This is a genomic window from Anabaena sp. FACHB-83, from assembly GCF_014697485.1.
GTDB lineage: Bacteria > Cyanobacteriota > Cyanobacteriia > Cyanobacteriales > Nostocaceae > Nostoc_B.
Genome location: NZ_JACJRY010000001.1, coordinates 206,047 through 230,876, shown reverse-complemented (window position 1 = coordinate 230,876; position 24,830 = coordinate 206,047). Strand labels below are relative to the sequence as shown.

14 protein-coding genes are annotated in these 24,830 nt (G+C 39.8%); 7 read left to right on the top strand and 7 right to left on the bottom strand.

From position 1 onward, the window contains the following. The first annotated feature begins 313 nt into the window (after positions 1-313). Entirely contained in the window at positions 314-5,977 is a 5,664-nt protein-coding gene (locus H6G79_RS00980) for an ATP-binding sensor histidine kinase (protein ID WP_190587975.1), read from the top strand. A gap of 10 nt (positions 5,978-5,987) precedes the next feature. On the opposite strand, the gene H6G79_RS00975 is transcribed toward H6G79_RS00980, so the two are convergent. Beyond that, positions 5,988-7,382, bottom strand: coding sequence for a cytochrome P450 (locus tag H6G79_RS00975; protein WP_190587974.1), 1,395 nt, complete (start codon positions 7,380-7,382; stop codon positions 5,988-5,990). A 214-nt stretch (positions 7,383-7,596) separates the two neighbouring features. Next, positions 7,597-8,568: a terpene synthase family protein gene (locus H6G79_RS00970; protein ID WP_190587973.1), complete on the bottom strand. Its 972-nt coding sequence runs from the start codon at positions 8,566-8,568 to the stop codon at positions 7,597-7,599. 1,320 nt (positions 8,569-9,888) lie between these two features. On the opposite strand from H6G79_RS00970, the gene H6G79_RS00965 reads away from it, so the two are divergent. The 4 genes from H6G79_RS00965 (at position 9,889) to H6G79_RS00950 (ending at position 14,883) form a co-directional block, all read left to right on the top strand. Next, positions 9,889-10,410 (top strand): Ycf51 family protein, encoded by a 522-nt coding sequence (locus H6G79_RS00965; protein ID WP_190587972.1) that lies wholly within the window; start codon positions 9,889-9,891, stop codon positions 10,408-10,410. Between the two features lie 412 nt (positions 10,411-10,822). Beyond that, positions 10,823-12,010, top strand: a complete 1,188-nt coding sequence (locus H6G79_RS00960) for an iron-containing alcohol dehydrogenase family protein (protein ID WP_190587971.1) — start codon at positions 10,823-10,825, stop codon at positions 12,008-12,010. A gap of 161 nt (positions 12,011-12,171) precedes the next feature. After that, complete coding sequence (locus H6G79_RS00955; protein ID WP_190587970.1) at positions 12,172-13,383, top strand: aspartate aminotransferase; 1,212 nt, start codon at positions 12,172-12,174, stop codon at positions 13,381-13,383. A gap of 669 nt (positions 13,384-14,052) precedes the next feature. Further along, positions 14,053-14,883 carry a squalene/phytoene synthase family protein gene (locus H6G79_RS00950; protein WP_190587969.1) on the top strand — a complete coding sequence of 277 codons (831 nt, stop codon included), beginning with the start codon at positions 14,053-14,055 and terminating at the stop codon, positions 14,881-14,883. Between the two features lie 171 nt (positions 14,884-15,054). Here the strand turns inward: H6G79_RS00950 and H6G79_RS00945 are convergent, their stop codons facing one another. The 5 genes from H6G79_RS00945 to H6G79_RS00925 all read right to left on the bottom strand — a co-directional run bounded on the left by H6G79_RS00945 (position 15,055) and on the right by H6G79_RS00925 (position 22,376). Continuing rightward, positions 15,055-15,426 carry a DUF2237 family protein gene (locus H6G79_RS00945; RefSeq protein ID WP_190587968.1) on the bottom strand — a complete coding sequence of 124 codons (372 nt, stop codon included), beginning with the start codon at positions 15,424-15,426 and terminating at the stop codon, positions 15,055-15,057. A gap of 11 nt (positions 15,427-15,437) precedes the next feature. Continuing rightward, a complete protein-coding gene (locus H6G79_RS00940) occupies positions 15,438-17,240 on the bottom strand; it encodes a serine/threonine-protein kinase (protein ID WP_190587967.1) in 1,803 nt (600 codons plus the stop codon). Positions 17,241-17,406: 166 nt separating this feature from the next. Next, positions 17,407-18,426, bottom strand: a complete 1,020-nt coding sequence (gene hpnH, locus H6G79_RS00935; RefSeq protein WP_190587966.1) for an adenosyl-hopene transferase HpnH — start codon at positions 18,424-18,426, stop codon at positions 17,407-17,409. Positions 18,427-18,693: 267 nt separating this feature from the next. After that, complete coding sequence (gene hpnA / locus H6G79_RS00930; RefSeq protein WP_190587965.1) at positions 18,694-19,677, bottom strand: hopanoid-associated sugar epimerase; 984 nt, start codon at positions 19,675-19,677, stop codon at positions 18,694-18,696. Beyond that, a complete protein-coding gene (locus H6G79_RS00925) occupies positions 19,677-22,376 on the bottom strand; it encodes an efflux RND transporter permease subunit (protein WP_190587964.1) in 2,700 nt (899 codons plus the stop codon). Before H6G79_RS00925 ends, hpnA begins: the two co-directional genes overlap by 1 nt. A gap of 288 nt (positions 22,377-22,664) precedes the next feature. On the opposite strand from H6G79_RS00925, the gene H6G79_RS00920 reads away from it, so the two are divergent. Together H6G79_RS00920 and H6G79_RS00915 are read left to right on the top strand one after the other, a co-directional pair. After that, positions 22,665-23,516: a ferritin-like domain-containing protein gene (locus H6G79_RS00920; RefSeq protein ID WP_190587963.1), complete on the top strand. Its 852-nt coding sequence runs from the start codon at positions 22,665-22,667 to the stop codon at positions 23,514-23,516. A 420-nt stretch (positions 23,517-23,936) separates the two neighbouring features. Beyond that, the gene (locus H6G79_RS00915) at positions 23,937-24,611 is read left to right on the top strand and encodes a phosphorylase (RefSeq protein ID WP_190587962.1); all 675 of its coding nucleotides are present in this window, start codon (positions 23,937-23,939) and stop codon (positions 24,609-24,611) included. The last annotated feature ends 219 nt before the right edge of the window (positions 24,612-24,830 follow it).

Sequence of the window (24,830 nt, the reverse complement as noted above, 5' to 3'; positions counted from 1 at the left end):
AAATATGAATACTGGTTCAAACTGATATGATAGCCTGTCTGATACTTGCGCTGAATTTATAAAATAGTTTTAGTTCCCACCTTCCCGGAAAATCAGATAAGAGATTAAATAAAGTCTCCTTAGATTAAGGTGTTTCTCACAGAGCTTTACACAGCTTCGTACTTGATAAATATTTTCATAATATCGTTAGATGAAACCTAAAATATTGGAGAAAAGAGAATAACAGTATAATTGTTAAAAATTATTTTGATGTTAAACAAGGCAAATTTAAGGGAATACTAAGCGCAGTTAAAATACTTCGACTATAACTGCGATGTTAGCATTATCTGATAAAGTGTTCTCTTTGGCTGGTTATCGAATTTTAGAACAAATCTATTCTGGTAGCAAGACCCTAGTTTATCGAGGAATTCAAGAACAAAACAAACAACCAGTAGTAATTAAACTGATCCGAAATGAATATCCTACCTTCAGTGAAATTGCTCAATTTCGGAATCAATATACAATCACGAAGGATCTCAATTTACCAGGAATAATCAAGCATCTTTGTTTAGAGAACTATCGCAATCGCTATGCCTTAATCATGGAGGACTTTGGCGGACTATCGCTCAAAGATTGGGGCAGATATAATAAGGCTACACAAGAGTTTGGGATTACCCTACAAGAATTTTTTCCTATTGCTATTGCGATCGCATCTATTTTAGAAGGTTTACATCGTCATCGCATCATTCATAAAGACATTAAACCCGCAAATATACTCATTCATCCCCAGACTTTAGAAATCAAAGTTATTGACTTCAGTATTGCTACCCTCCTACCAAGAGAAGTTCAATACCTGACAAACCCCAACGTACTAGAAGGAACACTAGCTTATATCTCTCCTGAACAAACAGGTAGAATGAACCGTGGGATTGATTACCGCAGTGATTTTTACTCTTTAGGTGTCACCTTTTTTGAACTTCTCACCGGACAGTTACCCTTCAACAACACTGAACCGATGGAGTTGGTTCACGCCCATATTGCGAAACAACCACCAAGCTTACATCAAATTAATCCCAATCATCCGCCAATTTTATCAGCCATTATCAACAAATTAATGGCTAAAAATGCTGAAGACCGCTATCAAAGTGCGTACGGACTCAAGTATGACTTAGAACTTTGCTATCAGCAATGGCAAACAAGCGGTAATATAGCCACCTTTGAGTTAGCAACTAAAGATGTTTCTGACCGTTTTCTCATCCCCGAAAAACTCTATGGACGAGAGAAAGAAGTTGCTACCTTACTTGCAGCCTTTGAGCGAGTTGCTAAAGGTACTACAGAAATGATTCTCGTCGCTGGTTTTTCTGGAATTGGTAAAACCGCCGTAGTCAATGAAGTACATAAACCAATTGCTAGACAGCGTAGTTATTTCATTAAAGGTAAATTTGATCAATTCCAACGAGATGTTCCCTTATCAGCATTAGTCCAAGCTTTTCAAGATTTGATAGGACAAATCTTAGTAGAAACTGATAGTCAAATTCGCCGATGGAAAGACAAAATTCTGGCAGTATTAGGTGAACAAGCCCAGGTAATTATCGATGTAATTCCGGCTCTAGAACAAATTATTGGTCAACAGCCAGCAGTTACAGAACTTTCTGGAACTGCTGCTCAGAATCGATTTAATTTGTTATTTCAAAGATTTGTCCAAGTATTCAGCATTAAAGAACATCCTTTAGTGATTTTCTTGGATGATTTACAATGGGCAGACTCAGCTTCTTTGAAGTTTATCCAACTTTTAATGAGTCAAACTCCAACCAGTAATAAAGAATCTAATGTAGTTACGCCTGAACTCAAAAATAATTTATGGAACCCTGTATTTGAGGAAGAAGTTTGGGAAGATGATACTGACCAGAAAGTTATCCCAACAGAAGGAAACTTTTTATTAATTGGTGCATATCGTGATAACGAAGTTTATCCAGCACATCCCTTTTGCTTAACGTTGCAACAAATTGAGCAAGCAGGAGCAAAGATTAATCAGATTACCCTAGCTCCTCTCCATCAAACTCACTTAAATACCTTAATTAGTGATACTTTATATTGCCCTCAAGCAATGTCTATGGCTCTGAGTCAAATGGTGTTTGCTAAAACCAAAGGTAATCCCTTTTTTACGACTCAGTTTTTGAAATCGCTGCATCAAGATAGCATAATTAAATTTAACTTTGATTTAGGTCATTGGCAGTATGATTTGGCAGCAATACAGGCATTAGTGCTGACTGATGATGTTGTCGATTTTATGGCACAGCAAATTGAAAAATTGCCACCATTGACACAGAATCTATTAAAGATGGCAGCTTGTATTGGACATGAATTTGACTTAAAAACTCTGGCGATCGTCAATGAAAAATCTGTAGTAGACACAGCCTCAGATTTATGGATAGCCTTACATGAAGGCATCATTTTGCCTCAAACTGATGTTTATAAGTTGTTTCAAACTTATTCTAAATCAGCAGAAAATCTCGAAATTACTAACTCTCCAGAACTTTTCAACAATAGTTTTGCAGTTCCGAAATACAAATTTATTCACGATAGGGTGCAACAAGCTGCTTATTCTTTAATTTCGGAAAGTCAAAAGCAGGAAACTCATTTAAAAATTGGCTTGTTACTCTTTAACAGCATCCCAGTAGCAGAGCGTGAAGATAAAATTTTTCAGATTGTCAATCAATTTAATATTGCATTAGAACTCATTACCGAGCAGGAACAGCGTAATGAACTAGCTCAAATGAATTTTTTGGCTGGACGTAAAGCTTTAAGCTCAACAGCTTATGCAGCAGCAATTAAGTATTTAACAACAGGAATCTCACTCCTCTCATCTGATAGCTGGCAAACACAATATGAACTTTCGTTAGCTTTGTATGAAACCGCAGCAGAAGCAGCATACCTAGCTGGGGAATTTGAGCAGATGGAGCAATTAATTAATGTGGTATTAGCACAAGCTAACACTCTGCTAGAGCAAGTAAAAGTCTATGAAGTCAAAATTCAAGCTTACGGCGCACAAAATAAAGTATCAGACGCTGTGAATATTTCACTCAATATTTTACAACAACTAGGTGTAGAATTTCCGCAAAATCCTAGTCAATCTGATGTGCAATTAGGCATAGCAGAAATCATGTCAAATATGACTGGTAAAAAAATTGAAGATTTAATTGATTTACCAGAAATGACAGAAATTTCGCCACTTATAGCCATGCGTATGCTATCAACTACTGTTCCTATGGCTTATGCAGTTGCTCCTGTGCTATTTCTGTTAATTGTCTTTAAACAAATCAACTTATCACTGAAATATGGTAATGCTTCTGTGTCCGCTCACGCATACGTTACTTATGCTTTAATACTCTGCGGATTAGTAGGAGATATTGAATCTGGCTTTGAATTTGGTAAACTTGCTACAAGTTTATTGGATAATTTTAATAATAAAGCAATCAAAGCTAAAACAACGGCCATATTTAATGCTGTTATCTGGCATTGGAAAAAGCATCCCAAGGAAAGATTAAAATATTTATTAGAAGATTATTCTACTGGATTAGAAAATGGAGATTTAGAATATTCAGCTTATGCCATTTATAGCTATTCCAATTGTTCATATTTCATAGGTAGAGAATTAGCAGGTCTAGAGAAAGAACTAGCAAATTATAGCAACGCTCTCAATCAAATTAACCAAGAAAGAGCATGTGTCTGGAATAATATATATCAACAAATTATTTTAAATTTGTTGGGTCATGGAGAAAATCCCTGTTATATAATTGGCGAAGTTTACAATGAAGAAGAAAATTTACCGATCCATCTCGCCGCTAATGACAGAATCGGACTCCTATCTTTATATTTAGGTAAATTATATTTGGCGTATTTATTTCAAGATTACTCACAAGCATCAGAAAATACCCTCTTAGCAGAAAAGTATTTGGATGGAAGTATAGGACAAGTAGCCATTCCTTTTTTCCATTTTTATGACTCGTTAATACAGCTTGCTGTATATGCTAACTTAGTTAGTCTTGAACAAGAACATATTTTGGCTAAGGTACAAGCTAATCAAGAAAAGATGCAGAACTGGGCGCATCATGCCCCGATGAATTACCTGCACAAATTTTACTTGGTGGAGGCTGAAAAACATCGAGTTACAGGTAAATATCTCGAAGCGATCGAATCTTACGAACGTGCTATTTCTCTTGCTAAAGAAAACGAATATATCAATGAAGAAGCTCTGGCTAATGAACTAGCAGCTAGATTCCATTTAGAATGGGGCAAAGAGAAAATCGCTCAAACCTATCTCACTGATGCTTATTATTGCTATGTTCGCTGGGGAGCAAAAGCAAAAGTTGATGATTTGGCAAAACGCTATCCTCAATTACTTATGCCTATACTTCAGCAAGAAAAACTGAGTTTTCAAGTAGCTGACAGAATCACTGTTCCTACTTATCAATCTCTATCAACTCAAAGTAATTATCCAACCTTCTTTGGCTCTAAAACAAGTATTTCGGAATCACTAGATTTAGCCTCTGTGATCAAAGCTTCTCAAACACTCTCTGGAGAAATTGAGATGGATCAACTGCTGTCTAAATTAATGCAAGTTGTGATGGAAAATGCCGGAGCATCTAAATCTGCTTTGATTTTAAGTGGAAATCATAACTCAGAATTAAGGGTCGTAGCTCTCAGTTCTAGTGAGAATTTTGCAGCTATTTCTACAGAATTGCCATCGATTTATGCGGAGTCTAGTAATGATATTCCCATTACTTTGATTAAATATGTTAACCGTATCAAAGAAGTGTTTGTAGTTGATGATGCAAAGACTGTTGATTTCTTAGCGGAAGACCACTACATTCTCAGTGAGAAGCCTAAAAGCCTTTTGTGCATTCCGATTATAAATCAAGGTAAATTGCTGGGCATTCTTTACCTGGAAAATAGTCTAACTACTGGAGCCTTCACCCGCGATCGCATTGAAGTTTTAAAACTGCTAACTACTCAAGCTGCTATTTCCTTAGAAAATGCCATACTCTACAATAATCTAGCCCAGGCAAATCAAAACTTAGAGGAATATAACCATAGCTTAGAAGTAAAAGTAGAAGCTAGAACCCAAGAACTAAACAATAAAAATCAACATCTGCAAGAAGCATTGCAAGAACTACAACGCACACAAACCCAATTAATTCAAAGCGAAAAAATGTCTTCATTGGGTCAAATGGTAGCGGGAATTGCTCATGAAATTAATAACCCAATTAACTTTATTCATGGCAATATTGCTCATGCTAGTGAATATGTCAAAGATTTGCTAGATTTAGTAAATATTTATCAGCAAGAATGTTCTCATCCTTCTGATGTATTGACAGCAAAGATCGCAGAAATTGATGTGGAGTTCTTATCTGAAGATTTGCTAAAAATTCTTGATTCTATGGAAGTGGGTAGTTCTCGTATTCGCAATATAGTTTTAGGTTTGCGTAACTTCTCACGCTTGGATGAGGCAGAAATGAAGACTGTTGATGTTCATGAAGGTATTGATAACACCTTAATGATTTTACAGCACAGACTTAAAGCAAAAAGTGATGCTTTGGAAATAGAAGTGATTAAAGAATATGCAAAAATACCTGAAATCAGTTGTTATGCTGGTCAACTGAATCAGGTATTTATGAATATTTTGAGTAATGCCATTGATGCTGTGAATGATTCAAGAGCTAATATTGATAGACCTCAAATTCGTATTTTTACTGGTATAAAAGACTCAAATACTTTGCAAGTTCGTATTGCTGATAATGGTTGTGGGATGACTGAAGCAGTTCAGAAGAAAATCTTTGACCCATTTTTTACTACAAAACCTGTTGGTAGTGGTACAGGGTTGGGATTATCTATTAGTTATCAGGTGATTGTAGATAAACACAAGGGTCAGTTAATTTGTAATTCTACCCCCAGTAAAGGAACTGAGTTTGTGATTGAAATACCAATTAACCAGTAAGATGACTGGGCTAAGAAGCAGATGTAGCTACTATAGATACTGGTGATTTTTGAGGTAAAAGCCGTTTTTTAATGATCATCCTGACTCCATTAGCTGGTGCAAGGCTAGTACCTTTGCGTATAGTCTTTTCCGGTCTGCTATTAGTGAGTGCTAGTTGATAGTTTAATAAAATTGTGGCTAACACTAGCTTCATTTCAAACATAGCTAAAGCTCTACCAACGCAACCTCGAACACCACCACCAAATGGGATAAATTCTGATGAGGAAAATTGGTGATCTAAAAAGCGATCTGGTTTAAACTCATGAGATTCTGGATATATATCTTCTCTATGGTGAACGAGATATTGAGCTCCCGTAACTACTGTACCAGGATCTAAAGAATGACCAACTAATTCAACAGGTTTTTTGACTACTCTGGGTAATGTGAAAATTGTCACTGAAGCAATTCGCAAAGTTTCATTACATACAGATGTCAGATAAGGCAATCGGAAAATATTCATTGGATCAGGGGAATCTCCAAGAGTATCCAATTCTTTGAGAAGTTTTTCACGAACTTCAGGCTTATGGTGAATCCAATATAACGCCCAAGCTATTGAAGTCGCTGTAGTTTCATATCCACCAATCATTAGAGTAATTAACTCATCACGCAATTCTGAATCTGTCATAGAGTTTCCGGCTTCATCTTGCGTTGACATCAGTAAAGAAAGAATATCTTTGCGTTCTACGTCAAGTTGCGCTCGGCGTTCAGCAATTTCATCATAGATGAGTTGATCAATTTCCTGGCGATCACGCAGAAACTTTCCCCAAAGACTCCAAGAACCTAAATCTTTTTGTAACCAAGGAAAGAACAGAAAGCTAGAAACAAGAGGTGAATCAAAAACATTCGATAGAAATTTAGGCAATAGATGCTTAAGTTTTTGGCATCTTTCTCCTTCATACAAACCAAATACAGCTTGTAATATTACTTGTAAGGATATCTCCTTCATAGTAGTATGAGCCGTAAAAGGTTGATCTATGGATAACTGACTCAACACTTTTGCTGTAAGGTTACAAATCAATTCACCGTAAACTCGCATCCGATCACCATGAAATTGTGGCATTAGGAGTTGTCGTCGCTTTTTGTGGCGATCTCCATCCAACATAATGAGAGAAGAATCTCCTATTAATGGTTGCAAAGTTCTGTTCATATCTCCAGGGGCGGCAAATTGATTATTTTCATTGGCAAAAATTTTCTGGATTGCTTGAGGATGGCTCACAAATACAATAGTGTCACCAAAACCAATGATTTCGGCCGTAAAAATATCAGGATATTGCCTAGCTGCGCTTTCCAGATATTTTACTGGATCTACGACCCATTGAAGCTTCTGAAGAAACGAAGGGGTTTTTAGAGGATTAGGTAGTTGCATAAATTTCTCCTATTGAAATTGTGTTGATATTCTCCCTTTTGTTATGGAATAATATCCATTTATCCGGAAAAAGGAAAATTTAGGAATGTATATTAATCTATCTGCTTAAAAGTGATTGAGATATTAACCACTAGACAATATCAGATAAGATAGTACAATCCTTGTTTTCAGAAGCATCTGTTTATATTGTCTAATTTAAATGTTGTGAATTACCTTAACATTTAACTAAATCTAGGTTTTCTACAGAATTATAGCGGTCTGTCTTCTTAGACCAATCATAGTTACCACGTATCCATTCATGTATCCCTGATAAATATTTTTTAATCTCAGCATCTATCAATTCTCCAAATGAAGGAAGAGATTCTTCTAATTTCAACAATGTTTGAATTTCTTGATTGTGCATTTCTATGGCACGATTAATAGCCTCTTCCAGAGAAATTTTATTCTGATAATACAATACCAGTACTAGATTATGAACATCATCACTAGCTAATTCTTTAGGTAATGAATATATATCATTACACCAAGCAAAAATGTTAGTTGTTTTCTCGTTAATCTGTTCTAAAATTTTATGCTTACGCACGATATTAGGAATCTTCAACCCATTAAAATATTCAATCCATGCAAGCATCAAATCCCCTGCTACACTTAATCTACGAGTTTTGACATAAGTGTCAAGATCAGGTACGGTTTTTCTAAAGTGATTAGTTGCTTGTAAAACACATCCATTGAAATAGTCTTCGAGGCAAGGTACTAAAAGATGAAAGTACCTATTACCCCACACTTTAATCATACGTTGTCGTAAGTCATATAAGGCATGGGTAAGAGGTATATCTGTACTAGTTATTTCCTCTGCCCCCGTAAATATTTCCATAAATCTTTTATGAATCACTTTCATCTCTTCAGGTTGATTTTTTAAGTATGATAAATCGCACTGATCATCCCAGATAAATAACCAACTCAACCAATCATTCCCAATTTTTAGTTCTTCCAGTTTGTAGTTAGGATAAGCACATGAAGTTAGCCAGAAAAATTTAGTTTTAGTGAAGCGCCGATATGTTGATTCATTAGACAAAAGGTTAAAACTTAGTACCCATTCAAAAGCATAGTCCTCTAGGATATCTACATATTTATTAGTTTGAGAAGGAAATGGGCAGTATAAATCGGGGAAAACCAACTTTTCCATAAATCCTCTGCAATTGTAATCAATTCTCGATTTCTGAAGCTTTAGACAGTGGCTAATTCGGAGATTGACACTTGCACTCACAATACTTGCAGCATCTAATTTATGCAGCTATAAACCAGATATTTAACTCTTATTCATGCTTAATTTACTTTGCAGCCATAACAAAATAGCTGCAAAAATACACGTTAATTTTGCAGAGAAATATTTGATATCTGCGTATATAAAAATAGTCTCACGCAGAGCCAGCTTTAAGCTATGAGCAATGAGTAGCTAAATATTCAGCAATAGCTACCAAAATAAACTCACTAATTAATTAGATTTGCTAGAGTATTGTCGAAACTTTAATGAACAGCACCTTGGTTTTTACACTGCATGAAACACAGTGTAAAGCTTGTTTTTGTTTGTCTATGCCACTATATCGAACACATCTTGAGACTTTGTTTAACGAAGTTTTAAACTCAAGACTTAACTTGTTTCATCATTTTTTAATACTTTTAAATAAAAGATAACAGTAATTTTGTGTAATTAGTTAAGTCAAATTATGTATTTTTGATACAGTGTAAGATAAAATACTGTATTCATCTAAGTATTTCTAAATTGATTTAATGAATTGCTTTAATAAATCGATTAAATTTATTCTTTTGATAAAAATTTTATTTTTATACAAGTAATACTAGCATTTTAAATTACTTATTTTTTCAGCATTATTACGATATTGTCACGATACTCTGACATATTACTAATTTAGACAGGTAATACTTACTTAAAAAGTATCAAAAAATCATGAAATATCTTAATCTTTATACATTTTTCTTGCTTTTAGTAGATGAAATAGTGGGTAAATACACAAAGCTATAATTGATACTAGCTAAAAAGATACACTAAGTATTTAATTATTTTATTTCAAATGATAGTTGAAAAATATAAGCTTTTATGGGTGTTCTATTTACTAGCTTGCAGCATAGGCTAGGTCAATTTTTATGGCTCAAAGTTACATTTTGCAAGGGCTAGTCTTCTAGCTTGATAAAACAAGTCTGTTATCTAGCAGAAAAGATTCTCTTTAAATGCTGACATTAGCTGATCAAGGTCAACATCAAAGAAATTATTATTGGCAGTATAATCTATAACCAATAAATATCAAGCAAATAAGCGTATTTTTATTAGCTATGGACTGGAATAGCGATCGCAACTTGCAGCATGAGGCTATTAATCTGATGAATAGCGACTCTCTCAAAGAGTTCCATCAGTTATGGGGTGTAAGTAATCGGTAAAATGGGTGTGTCTGTAAATCGTGTTAAGACACCAAAGTAGCCAATCTGTATGTTCTCAACAGCTGATTTTCTTCAATACACCCAGTGGTCGGGTATTGCTACCTTAGTATTTGCTGCCTTAGCAATACTGGCTTTTATTTTTAAATGGGGCATTCGCTTTCGGCTGGTAGGTACAACTGGCTTTATGCTGGTGCTAACAGGCGGGTTATTTGCTCTATCTTTAGTACCCTTAAGTCGCACAGTGATTCCGGGAGCCGAAAAATATACGCTGGTTTATGATAATGGTTCTACGCAAACAGTAATTTCCATTAATCCCAAAATTTCCCCTTCAGCTTTAGAAGCAACTTTGCGTCAAGCCGCCAGTAATTTATATTCCTATGGTCGTTTAGGTAAACAAGGCGACAATTATCTAATAATTCGCGCTCGTACTCTGGTACATCCTGAACCTGGAGTTTCTGTACCGCTTTACCTTGGTCAAATTAAACGCAATCTGGCTTCACGGGAAGATGCGAATATGTCAGTTGAGATTTACACAGATAAATTTGCTCAGTTGCCAAAGCCTACGGCTTAGGGACTTCTAACTCAAAGAGTAAGCAGGGAGCAGTGGTTCGGCTTCGCTCACCAACCGGGGCAGGGGGAAAAAGAAAAAAGCATATAGCCCCAGACTTTAGTCTGGGGCTATACAAACTAAACCCACCTGCGCTAGATTATTTCAGTTTTTTGCTAATTTATAAGTATATTCCCTGACAGCAAAGTCTAATTTTGGTGTTAGGGAAGACATCAATTTTTTTTGTATTTGACTATACAATAGAGATTATTTTTAGATTAAGATATTACTTACTAATTTCATCAATGGAAAAATGTTTAGTGGGTGCTGCTCGTAAGTGATGGTGAGTTTTGTTGATAGGCGACTGCCTTCTATAAATATTATGTAATCCTACTAGCATCAATACAAATTCAGGTTTTGCCTAACTAGTTATTATATGCCCCATCAATCAGCTACTACGTTGTCTACTCAAACATCTAGTTCATTATCGGCACTGGCGATCGCTCCGGCAAAAGTCATCCGTGGATCTGGAATCTTGTCAGCAGCACCAGAGGAGATTGCCCTGTTAGGCAGTCGTCCTTTAATAATTGCAGGCAATCAAACTCTAGCCCTGACTCAAAATACTTTACAACCAATTTTAGAGCAACAACAGTTGCATACTGCTCAAGCTTCTTATGGTGCAGATTGTTCAGAAGCCACTTTGAAATCTTTAAGGAAGGCGGCAAAAGAACACAAAGCCGACATGATTATTGGTGTTGGTGGCGGTAAAGCATTGGATACTGCAAAACTAGTTGCTTTTCAGTTGCAGTTACCAATGGTGACAATTCCCACTTCCGCCGCTACTTGTGCAGCTTGGACAGCCCTTTCTAATGTATATTCTGAGACAGGGGCTTTTTTGTATGATGTGGCGCTGTCTCGCTGTCCTGATTTATTGATTCTGGACTATGATTTGATTGCCACAGCGCCAAAACACACCTTAGTAGCTGGCATTGGGGATGCGATCGCTAAATGGTACGAAGCCTCGGTGAGTAGTGGACATTTACAACAGACTTTAATTATTGCCGCAGTCCAACAAGCCAGAGTTTTACGCGATATTTTATTCCAAAAGTCAGCCGAGGCTTTAGAAAAACCAGGCAGTGAAGTTTGGCAAGAAGTTGTGGATGCAACCGTTTTACTAGCCGGAGTCATTGGCGGCTTGGGTGGGGCGCAGTGTCGCACCGTTGCTGCCCATGCTGTACACAACGGCTTAACTCACATTGCCGGACACACCAGCATCCACGGCGAAAAAGTCGCATTTGGTATTTTGGTGCAACTGCGTTTAGAAGAAATGATTTTGGGTAATCAGTTAGCCAGCACTGCTAGGCAACAGTTGTTGAAGTTTTATGCAGAGATTGGCTTGCCCCAAAAATTAGATGATTTGGGCTTAGGCAACATTAAATTGAGCGAGTTAAAAACCGCAGCCGAAATTTCCCTCGCACCCAATTCGGATATTCACCGTTTACCTTTCAAGGTAGGACTAGAACAGTTAATGGCCGCGATGGTTTCGACAACTGCACCCACAGACAGCAGAGAATCAAACAGTCGGGTGGCAGTAAAGGCAAGTGATCAGCCAATTGAAGAGTAAAAAACTTTCGACTGGCAAAATGACGCTTGATTTTTTGCCCAGATTACCAAACTCAGATTTTGCTCACTTTATAGATTTCTCCAATTGATCCACAGCCGCCAACTGTGATGTATGAGAGAAATTTTACTCACAAATCAACTGTATCAAGAAGTGGTACATCAATGACACTGAATTGGATTGCCCCAGCAGAACGTATACAGAAACTGCCAGCTTATGTATTTGCCCGTCTGGATGAACTCAAAGCTAAGGCAAGGGAACAAGGATTGGATTTGATTGATTTGGGGATGGGGAACCCGGATGGCCCCACGCCTCAACCAGTCGTAGAAGCGGCAATCGCCGCTTTGCAAAATCCCGCCAATCATGGTTATCCGCCCTTTGAAGGAACTGCGAGTTTTCGCCGTGCGATTACCAACTGGTACAATCGCCGCTATGGTGTAGTGCTTGATCCCGACAGCGAAGCCTTACCGCTACTCGGTTCTAAAGAGGGATTAGGGCATTTGGCAATGGCCTACATTAACCCTGGTGATGTGGTTTTAGTACCTTCACCAGCTTATCCCGCCCATTTTCGCGGGCCGGTAATTGCTGGGGCGCAAGTCCATAACTTGATTCTCAAACCGGAAAATGATTGGTTGATTGATTTAGCGGCAATTCCCGAAGAAGTTGCCCAAAAAGCCAAAATTCTCTATTTCAATTATCCCAGTAATCCTACTGCTGCCACAGCACCGCGAGAATTTTTTGAAGAAATTGTCGCCTTTGCCCGAAAATACGAAATTCTGTTGGTGCATGACTTGTGTTATGCCGAGTTAGCTTTTGATGGCTATCAACCCACCAGCTTGTTAGAAATTCCTGGCGCTAAAGAAATTGGCGTGGAGTTTCATACCTTATCCAAAACTTATAATATGGCTGGTTGGCGGGTAGGTTTTGTTGTCGGCAACAGCCAAATTATCCAAGGTTTACGGACGCTGAAAACCAACTTGGATTACGGGATTTTTGCCGCCTTGCAAACAGCCGCCGAAACCGCCCTGCAATTGCCAGATGTCTATTTACACGAAGTCCAACAGCGTTACCGTACCCGCCGCGACTTTTTGATCCAAGGGTTAGGAGAGTTGGGTTGGGATATTCCGAAAACCAAAGCCACCATGTATCTTTGGGTGAAATGTCCTGTGGGTACAACTTCCACCGATTTTGCCTTGAATGTATTGCAACAAACAGGCGTGGTAGTGACTCCGGGGAATGCCTTTGGGGTTGCGGGTGAAGGCTATGTGCGGATTAGTTTAATTGCAGATTGCGATCGCTTAGGTGAAGCTTTACACCGCTTTAAACAAGCCGGCATCTCATATCAATCGGAAAAATTAGTTTCTGTGCCACTTTAATAAGTGACATGAGATTTTAACTATTAACACCTCCACTCCATTATAGTGGAGGGTTAAATTTCAAAAGTCTTGAATTATTGTGTTTTCATTGGGCAAGTTGGGGAAAAAGATTGTACTTTGCCGAATGAGATTCATCTTGAGAATTTGCTGCAAAAATTGTTGTCTAGGCTGCAATATTGTATTTGCCAAGCTAATTGGTCAATAGCTAAAGTTTTCCTATACCTTGCAAGTCCCTAATTGTTGATATTTATAGTTAGAAGCATTTTTTGAGAAATTTTATTTGGTTTTTCATAATATTTTTACAATACAGAAATCTGCTTGGGAATTTTATGCTATCTTCCTCATCAGAGGCTATCTGGGCGTATCAATTCGCTCATCACTACTGAAAAGCCCAATTAGATAAACTGCGGGATTTTAGCACAGTTGTTTATATTTACAGCAAAAAATTGCGCTTAATTCAGATATAAAATCACACAGCACAAATTTCAGTAACCAAAGTCTTATATACTAGACATGAATTTAATCGGTTTGAATTTGTCGTTAATTATGATACAAAGACTATTAATCTTGAGATGAAATACTAACCCATCTCAAGGTAAAAAGTATATCCCAGATCATTAAACAACTTTCAACTGCATGTGGTGTAAAAACTCAGAGGGGAGTGACAACATGGATTTACGTGGTGATGCCTTGCAAATCCTCAAAGCAACTAGTCGAACTTTTTATATTCCAATTAGTATTTTACCGTCAGGATTGCAAGAAGCCGTTGCATCAGCATATTTGTGTATGCGTGCCATTGATGAAATTGAAGATCATCCAGACCTGGATAATTCAACAAAGGCACAACTGTTACACAATATTAGTTTGACATTACAAGCAGGAGTAGATGGCTTTGCAGTTGACGCTTTTTCCGTAGGGTTTAGCGGCTACGAGGATGTTTTGGCAGAAGTAACTCTGAGAGTCAGAGAATGGTCTTTATTAGCCCCTGAGACTATTGCACCACGGATTTGGGATGCAACCGCAGCAATGGCTGACCGGATGGCTTATTGGGCAGAAAACAACTGGAAAATTGAAACCGAGTCTGATTTAGATCGTTACACCTTTGGGGTTGCTGGCGCAGTTGGGTTGTTACTTTCAGATTTATGGACTTGGTATGATGGCACGCAAACCAACCGGACTTTAGCAATTGGCTTTGGTCGTGGCTTGCAAGCTGTCAACATCCTCCGCAACCACATTGAAGATATGGGGCGTGGTGTCAGCTTCTTTCCAGATGGTTGGACAGTCACAGAAATGCAAGAGTATGCCCTACGCAACTTAGCGTTAGCTGATGCTTATACTCAAGCTTTACCTGCTGGCCCAGCTTTAAACTTTTGTCAAATTCCGTTAACTTTGGCACATGGTACGATTGATGCTCTTGCCAATGGTAAGGAGAAACTCAGCCGCAGTGAAGTTATCGCCTTGCTTGAGCAATTAAATGCTGTCAATGTCAAAGCCAGTTAATAACTTTGTTCAATACGATTGATTAAGTAAGTTCAAGTTTAATAGTGCTGATTTTTAGACTGTGGTGTATTTTGGTTATTAACCCAAATTTTTAACTACGTCGTAAATCTCAAAAGCAAGTAACCATACAATACAGACGTGAGCGATCGCGTCTGTATTTTAACTTAAGGCTTAAGGCGCAGAAAAGGCGTATTTTTTTAAATCTTCTAACGAACAGACTTCCAAGGCTCTAGCGTGGGTGGCTTCAAGAACTACAGGGGGCGCGTAACCAGCTTCCATTGCTTCTTGCCAACGGGCTGCACACAAACACCAGCGATCGCCAGGGCGTAATCCGGGAAAATTATATTCAGGAAATGCTGTACTCAAATCATTACCACGGGATTTGGTAAACTCCAAAAATTCGGCTGTCACCTGGGCGCAAACAACGTGCATTCCAAAATCTTGCCCACCAGTGCTACAGTAACCATCACGGTAATAACCAGTCATCGGTGAAGTACAACAAACTTCTAAATCTGTGCCGAGTACATTTTTAGCTTCTGTCATATCTGTATTTATTAGGGTTCAATTAAAGACTCTTCGGACTGGCGATATTTAGTTATTAGCCTGCGTCGTTTTAAGGGTGGATAAAGCAAGAGGCTGATTAATGGTAATCCTATCCCTGTTAGTGCTATTGGCGAGTAGGGAGTGACAAAGCCGATTATAACAATAATTCCAAAGCTAGTTCCTAACACTGCTGTGAGTAAATACAATATCGCTCTAGACCAGTAGAATTTTTTATCCTTATTGGACTGAATATCATCTTTTCCCCAAACTACGAACCCCAAAAAACCACCATACACTAATCCCACAACAGACCCAATTATTCCCATAATCCTGAATATGTTGTTAACAACATCATAATTAGCGCCAAATACCATTGGAACAACAACAATGAAACCCCCAGCGCACAACGCTACTATAGCGCCACTGACTAACCCAATTCCTGCCCCAATCACAGTCTTCATCACTTTCCATAAACCAAAAAAAGCTATAACCCAAATCAAGGTTAAATATGTAGCCGAAAAAGCTATCAACCAATTCAAGGTTGAATATATACCAGCAAGCACCATCAACAAATTTATCAATAAAGGTGCGATCGCTCCAATTAATGCCACACCAACAAGCCAAGTGTAAGATACTTCGGTTTTTTCAATTGGTAAAGCGGCTGTCTGCACTTTTACCGTTAAAGTATGACTTGCTGGATAAGCATTACTATGCAGTATGAGTTGACGTTTATACGACTTATCCGCCATCAATTTAATCGTATCCACCTCAACTTGAAACTGGGTATGATTCCTGCTAAACGTAGTAGGTGTTACTGAAATCCAAGCGTGAGAATCTGGCGTATGTGGCGGATCATGAGGATGGGGTGCAACTTCCCATTTCCCTTGTAATAAAGTATCGGGAATAGTATTTTCAACGGTGATGCTTTGGGTGAGCTTTTCACCTAATCGGTTCGCTTTAAACTCTAATACTGTTTCACTAAAATCTATTCCGGGTACGCGCACAACTTCAAGCGGTTGGAGTGCTGTGAAGGCGGCTTGTGCATTAGCAAAGCGTTTGTTTTGTTCTGGTTGTACCATGTTTTCTAGCCAACCCAGAAACCGCAGACTTAATTGGGGGAGAAGAGGTTTAAACTTAATGATGTATGGATTATTGCGATCGCACAATTCGCGTATTTCTGTAGACTTAATTTTTGCTAATAAACAAATCAACGTTGTACCCAAAGCATACAAGTCTGTGGCTTGCGTCGGTTCAAACATTTGTTCTGGTGGAATAAAACCAGGAGTCCCCTTAAATACACTACTCCCTGCAACTTCCTGGCTACCAATACGCGCAAAACCAAAGTCAATTAAATAAACTTTGAGTTCTTCATCTACCAAAATGTTTTCCGGTTTGATATCTCGATGAATTACCGGAGGATTCAGATTTTGTAAATATCTGAGAATATCTAAGGCTTTGATAGCAATCCGCTTAATTTCTTCTGCGTCAAAATCACCGAGGCGTTCTGCTAAAGATTGGGCATGAATATATTCTTGTACTAAACAAAACCCATCAGATGTAGCAAACGAGCTTATATATCGAGGAATCCCAGGATGAGTCAGTTTTTGTAATATCTCAATTTCTCGTTGATGCGCCGCAAACCCAGACCAACTAGAACCCACTTGAGCAAAGCAAAACTGCTTTAATACTACTTGTTGTGTAGTATTAACATCTGATGCTAACCAAGTAATTCTTCCTCCTTCTCGATTGCGTCCTAATTCTCGTACAACTCGATAGCCTTGTTCACTAAAGTTTGGATAGGGAGTACTATTCATAGTTCTAGAGGAAGAGCTATAGTTTGTTAATTCTTCTGTTGTATTACGTGATTACACTTAAGATAACAAAACTAACTTTATTAATCAACGTTTTTAACAATGTTAAAGCAGGGCGCGTTGCATTTTGCTTTAACGCACCCTACTAAACTACTCTTCCCTTTTAACGCTAACTCTTGCCAAACACTGTACTTAGAGAACGGGCGATGTTTTGCGGTTGCATTGCGTCCATTGCGGCGGTTGGTTCGTAGCCGCAGTGAACCATACAATCAGCACATTGGGGATTACCACTAGCGCGGCCGTATTTACTCCAGTCTGTCTTGTCTAGCAATTCTTTGAAGCTGGTGTAATGTCCTTCATTCAACAAATAACAAGGTTTTTGCCAACCAAGAACGCTATAACTCGGACTTCCCCAAGGTGTGCATTCGTAGTCTTTTTCACCAATCAGAAAGTCTAGGAACAAGGGATTGTGATTGAAGTTCCAGTTTTTCTTACCTGATGTGTAGGGTGTGAGAATTTCCCGGAAGAGGGCGCGGGTTTGTTCGCGTTTGAGGAAATGGTCTTGATCTGGAGCCCATTCGTAGCTGTAACCAGGGGAAATCATCATCCCATCAACATTCAAACTTTCGAGAAAATCAAAGAATTCTTGCATTTCTTTGACATTTGCACCTTCAAAGATGGTGGTGTTGGTGGTGACGCGGAAACCTCTGGCTTTGGCTGCACGAATGGCGTTGACAGCAGTATCAAACACGCCTTTGCGATCAACACATTTATCATGCCATTCCCGCATTCCATCTAAGTGGACGCTGAAGGTAAAGTAAGGCGAAGGTTGGAATTTGTCGAGGCTTTTTTCCAGTAACAAGCCATTGGTACACAAGTAAACATATTTCTTGCGTTCTACTAAGCCCCGGACAATCTCATCAATTTGGGGATGGAGTAACGGTTCTCCCCCAGGAATAGAAACTACAGGTGCGCCACATTCTTCCACGGCGGCGAAGCATTCTTCTGGTGTGAGATTGCGTTTGAGAATTTCCACGGGGTGTTGAATTTTGCCACAACCAGTGCAAGCTAAATTACAGCGAAATAACGGTTCTAGCATCAATACCAAGGGGAAGCGTTTGCGCCCTAAAAAACGCTGAGTCACCAGATACTTCCCAATATCCATCGCTTGTTGTAAATTAATTCCCACTTTATTTATTACTCCTCATCTTATAAGTAAAAAGTGCTGAGTGCTGAGTGCTGAGTAAAAAGACTAAGCCCTAGCCTCTAACCTCTAGGGCGTGTTTTCAAACTATTAATTTTGCCTCCTAACTTTTTAGATCCCCCTAAATCCCCCTTAAAAAGGGGGACTTTAAGAGTTTCTTAGCCCCCCTTTTTAAGGGGGGTTGGGGGGATCACAGAGTTTGAAAACACACCCTAGCCTCTAACCCCTAACCTTTTTCTTGCCTCCTGCCTTTCATTTGACATAACCCTCAGCAATAAACCAATCCACAGCGTCTTTTAGGGCTGCTTTTAAGGGGGACTGGGGTAGTCCCAACTCGCGGACAGCTTTACTCGCGTCATAGTACATGTGCTGTTGAGCCATACGGACACCATCTATAGGGACAGAGGGCGTTTTTCCTAACGGTGCGAGAATTTTCTCATCAATCCAAGCCACACTCAAGGGTATCCAAGCAGGAATGGTGCGTTGGGGTGCTGGTAAATTAGTGATTTCGGCAAGTTGTTCTAGTAATTGTTTGAGGCTGAGGTTTTGGTGTCCTAAGATATAGCGATCGCCTGTTTTCCCTTTTTGCAATGCCAGTAAATGTCCCCAAGCCACATCCCGCACATCGATGAAATTCAGCCCAGTGTCTAAATAAACTGGCATTTCTCGCCGCAAAAACCGCAGGATAATCTCGCCTGTGGGTGTGGGTTTGATATCTAGTGAACCAATCGGTGTACTGGGGTTGACAATTACGACATTTTGTCCTCTAGCTGCGGCTTGTTTGGCTTCTTGTTCGGCGAGAAATTTTGACTGTTTGTAATTACCAATCAGTTTTTCGACAGGGCTTTGATAAGTTTCATCGACAGGTTTACCGCCTGGGCCGACTCCTATGGCTGATACGGAACTGGTGTAAACGGTGCGTTCAATACCAGCTTTGCGGGCAGCTTCGAGAATATTGCGTGTACCGATGACGTTGTAACGATACAGTAGTTGTCTATCTACTTGCCACAAAGAATAATGGGCGGCGACATGGAATAAATATTGACAACCTTTCATTTGTTGCCAAATATCAGCATCTGTCAAATCGCCTTTGACTAGTTCCACATCCAAGCCGCGTAAATTATCTAAATTGCTGCTGGGGCGGACTAAAGCTTTGACTTTGTATCCTTGTTGCAGTAGTAACCGCACCAAGTGGGAACCGACAAAGCCGGTTCCACCTGTAACAAAAGCCTGCATTAGTATTTTGCCTCCTGACGAAAGCGGGGGAACCAGTCGTCTAAGATGGCGTAAACTACGGGGACAACAATTAAGCTGAGGATTGTGGAACTGATCAAGCCGCCAGCAATAGCCACAGCCATAGGCGATCGCAATTCTGAACCAGCACCCAGACCCAAAGCAATGGGTAACATCCCTAACAGCGTGGAAGCAGTTGTCATCATAATCGGTCGCAGACGCACTGGCCCCGCCTTCAAGATGGCTTCTTTGCGGCTTAAACCAGCTTGACGCAGTTGGTTGATGTAATCCACCAAGACGATCGCATTTTTGTTAGCCAGCCCCAACAAAAAGACAAAACCAATTAAGGAAATCATGCCAAAATCACTCTTGGTAAAGAGTAAGGCCAGCATGGCTCCCACAATTGACAAAGGCAGTGAAACACCAATAACTACAGGGTCTATCCAACTGCGGAACAACAAAATCAGCACCACAATAATGCAAAGTGCCGATAGTACCAAAGTAGAAGCAAAACTGCTAAAGACTTCGTTTTGTCGGGCAGAATCGCCACCCAAGTCTAAAGTTACACCAGCAGGTAACACTTCTTTGGCTTCCGCAACGATTTTGTCTGTGGCACTACCCAAAGACAAATCCTGCCCTAAATTGGCACTGATATAAGCCACACGCTGATTATTCAGTCGCTCAATTTGGAAAATTCCCCCCTGGTTTTTACTGTCACCTGTTACCGTCACATCAGCAAATCCCGGCATTTTGGCGATGCGTTCTTTAATCGCTTGGGCTGCTTTGTTCAGTTCTTGGAGATTTTCTCCCCTTAATGACACTTGTAAGGGTTTTTGCCCACCAGTATCGATAAATTGAATGTCTTCCACACTGGTAGTTACGCCTGGTAAATTAGGCAACTGAGCGCGTATTTGGTCTTGGACTTCCGCCGTCTTTAGCTCTCTGTCTTCCTTCAACTTGACGTAAAGCGTACCTTTATTGGGTTCACCTTCGCGGGAACCGACGGTAGTAAAGACTGTTTCCACGGCTGGGGATTTTCTCACCACCGCTTCTAGTTTTTTCGCAACTTCCAGAGAATCATTGAGCGGGTTGGGAAGGGAAATGGGGGGTTGAGATGACAAGGGAATCCCGGCTTGTGCTGCCTGTGCTGCTTGTTTTTGCAAAGTGGCAATATCAGGGATTTGTGGTAAGGGAGCCGTATAGGTAATATTAAATTCGCCCCGGTCTAGTTTCGGGATAAAACCTTTGGGAATGAAGGGTACTAGGGCAATTCCCCCAACAAAGCTGAGAACCGCTAATAAAACTACTGTTTTGCGGTGGTTTAACGACCAATACAGCAACTTCCGGTAGGCTTGGGCAAACCCTGACCACAGTTTTCCTTCCTTGCGGGGAGTATTGGTAGAGATTGGTTTGAGCCAGTAAGTGGACAAAACTGGTGATAGTGTCCGGGCTACTAAGGTAGAAGCAATATAAGAAGCGGAAACTGTAATTCCAAAGGGCTTGAAGAATTGCCCAACGACACCACCCATCAAACCAATTGGTAAAAACACTGCCACGGCTGTAGCTGTGGTGGCAACAACGGTTAACCCAATTTCACTGGTGGCTGAGAAGGCAGCTTGACGAGGGCTTTCTCCTTCTTCAATATGCCGCATAATATTTTCGACATCGATGATGGCATCATCAATCACGCTGCCAATGACTAATGCCAACGCTAACAATGTAATCGTTTCTAAGTTGAAGCCGAAAATTGCCATGACAATAAACGTCGCCAACAATGAAGTCGGAATCGCCAGTGCCGAAATTAAGGTGGCTCGCCAACTCCACAAGAAAGGAAAGATGACGACAATAGCCAACACTATGGCTTCAATCAGCGCGTCAATGGTTGACTTGGTGGCATTACGAATATACTCAGCTTGGGTAGCAGCTAAAGTGAGTTTGACATCTTTGAGGTTAGTTGTGAGCTTTTGAACTTCTTTTTCTACCCGACTCACAACTTCTAAGGTGTTGGCGTTACCCCGTTTGATGACTTGAAAAGCCAGCGCATCTTGCCCATTAAACCGAACTAATGTGGCTCCACCTTGGGGAAGTGCCGCAGTTGCATTTTGGGCGCTTGGTAAAGCTGGTTGAGAACTAGGCTCTCCCAACAAATTGACTTTCAAGACTCCCGGTACCTTGGTAATAACTGGGATAATTTTGTCTTGTGCTACTTTGGTCAATTCTGTGAGGTTCTGCGAAGCACTCTCTATGGTGTAGCTAACGGCGGCTGATTCGTTTAAGTTCAGGGGAATAATTTTGTAATTTGCCCCTTGTGGCAAACTTAACTGTTTCAGGGCAGCTTCTACATTGTTGGTGGATTTTTCTAAATCAGTACCAACTGCAAAAGCTAAACTAACTGCCGTTTGACCAGGATAAGCTGATGAACGCAGATCATCTAGTCCTTCTACAGAGCGGAGGCGCTCTTCAATTGGTTTGGTGAGCTTGGCTTCTGTATCAATTGCTGTTGTTAGTGGTGCTGTGGCGTTAACTACCACCACCGGGAAAGTAATATCTGGAAACAAAGCATACTTGAGGGAACTGAACGCCAAAAGCCCAGCTACCGTTACAGCAATCCAGAAACTCACTGTCAACCACGAGAAGTCAATGGCCAATTTGGAGATATTGAAGCGTTCTCGTGCAGATTTTGCGCTACTAACCTTTACCATCTTGGAAAATTTTGCTGGTGTCCCAATTAATTGTCATGCTACATTAATCGTCTAAAGTTTGGGTGGTTTAGTTTCCTTTGGTGGGCAATTTTACTTAATGGGTTTCTTAAAAAAGCATAAAGGATAAACGGTCAAAAAATTTCTTCTACTTAAACACTTAATAATTAATACTGAGCAATCAGCACTAGGTAATCATTAATGTATTACTCTATGCTGAGAAATAACTTGTGTTACTCACTACATAGTCCTGATTCTAACGGCAATTTTAAGCACACATAAAATTTAATTATGAAGATTGGTTCTGTTGACCATAGGGAATTATTCTGTCGTAGTTTTATGGAGAGTTACAGGGAATATGAGCCTGAGCATCTCCCTTGGCCTGATTTGGATAATGCAGCTTTGGAACTTTTGCGAAGCATCCCTTTTTGGGGTCAGGCTTTGAATAAAGAACGTCAAGCGGGTGTTATTGTCAGTGAATATGCCAAAACTTTAGACAGTGGCATTTTACAAGATGCGATCGCTCTCCAAGGTAAAGAAGAATCTCGTCACGCTCGCTTGCTGAAAGTGTTTATTGAGCGTTATGACATTCCTATGCCTGCTTGTCCACCCATAGAAATTCCCGCTAACCTTGAGCAAACATTCATTGAATTTGGTTTTGAAGAATGTCTCGATTCTTTTTTTGCCTTTGGCTTATTTGAAATTGCGCGAGAAGCCAGAGTATTTCCTGAGCAAATCTTCACAATCTTTGACTCAATTGTTGATGAAGAGTTACGGCATATTGTATTTTTTGTCAACTGGTTCACTGATTTACAAATTCAACGTGGTGATGGATTTTTACCCCTGCGGAGTGCTAAAACTCTTTGGTATTACGGTAGAGCCTTGAGCAGTGTGATTAAAGCCATTGGTGAATCTGATCCCAACGGTGCAGGTTTTACTGCTAGTGGAGCCAGTGTGTTTAGTCAAGATTTAACACTTGAAAAATTTCTCAAAGTGTGCATCCAAGAAAATCAACGGCGAATGAGTAAGTTCGACTCGCGGATATTGCAACCACAACTGCTACCTCGACTCGCCACCACAGCTTGGAATACTCTCCAGTTACTACCGAAACGGAAAGCGTTTGGGGAGGGGGTAAGGGTGTAGGGGCAAAATCAAGTCAAAAGTTAAAAGTCAAAAGTCAAAAGTAAAAAAATCTCTGAACTTTTGAATTTTGACTTCCCCGTAGGGGTGTCTACCGTGTACACACAAGTCGAAAATAGGCAGTATGAAACGCATCCCGCCTAGAACTAAAGTTCCAGGCTCATAGCTAAAGTCCACGCTTGGTGGACTGGAATGAGTTTCTTGTTGAGTCCTCTGAAGAGGACTTGCGCTGTGAGACTCGGAATTGATTCCGAGGCGGGACAGATGTACTCAACCCAGATTTGTGTGTACACCGTAGCTTAGAGGTGTAGGGGGAAGAAGTGGCTGCAAGGCTGAAACATTCACTAGTACTGATACTGATAATTCTCCCTTGTCTCCCTTGTCCCCCTTCACAAAATAATTGTCTCCACACAAATATTGATAATGAACACTGTGATTTTAGTGCCGCAGGGTGCAGAGTATAAAGCTGTGTGTCGTGGCTTGCGTCAAAATACGGAGTCTATACCAACGGTTTTGGCAATACCAGTGGGAATGCAGCCGTTGAAGAAATACTTGCAGCAATGGGACAAACAGCATTCACCAGCCAAGGTAATAGTGATGGGTTTGTGTGGTAGCTTGCGCCAGAATTACGCTGTTGGGGATGTTGTGCTGTATCAAAGTTGCACTTATCAAGGACTTGTGCAAGAATGCGATCGCTCCTTGATGAATCATTTATCTGCTGTACTATCAAAAGTCTCATTAGTGAAAGGCTTGACAAGCGATCGCGTCATCTGGTCTGCTACAGAAAAATCATCGTTAGCGGCAACATCTAACTGTGATGTTGTTGATATGGAAAGTTTCGCCGCTTTACAGTTTTTTCAAGCAATAGGAATTGAAGTCACTGTCTTACGGGTGGTCAGTGATGACAGTTTACATGATATTCCTGACCTTTCCGATGCTATCAGTACCGATGGTTCACTGCAAACTTTACCTTTAGCGTGGGGTTTAATCAGTCAACCCATTGCAGCGACTCGGCTAATTCGTGGTTCTTTACAAGGTTTAAAGGTACTGGAAAAAGTTACTCAAGCACTGTTGAATCGTCACTTGATCAATACCTAAAATTTTTAACCAATAATTTACGATATCTATACACGAGGGTGTGATAATTTTGTTTTACATGAACAACCAGATCCCCGGCTTCTTGAAGAAGTCGGGGATCTGAGTCAGTATAATTTTTCAAGTTAAATAGGTTATGTATTATTACTTCTAGAGAGAATATTAATTAATGTTAAGACTTGGCTGTAACTAAAAAAGTCAAGCTATCAAATAACAAAAACT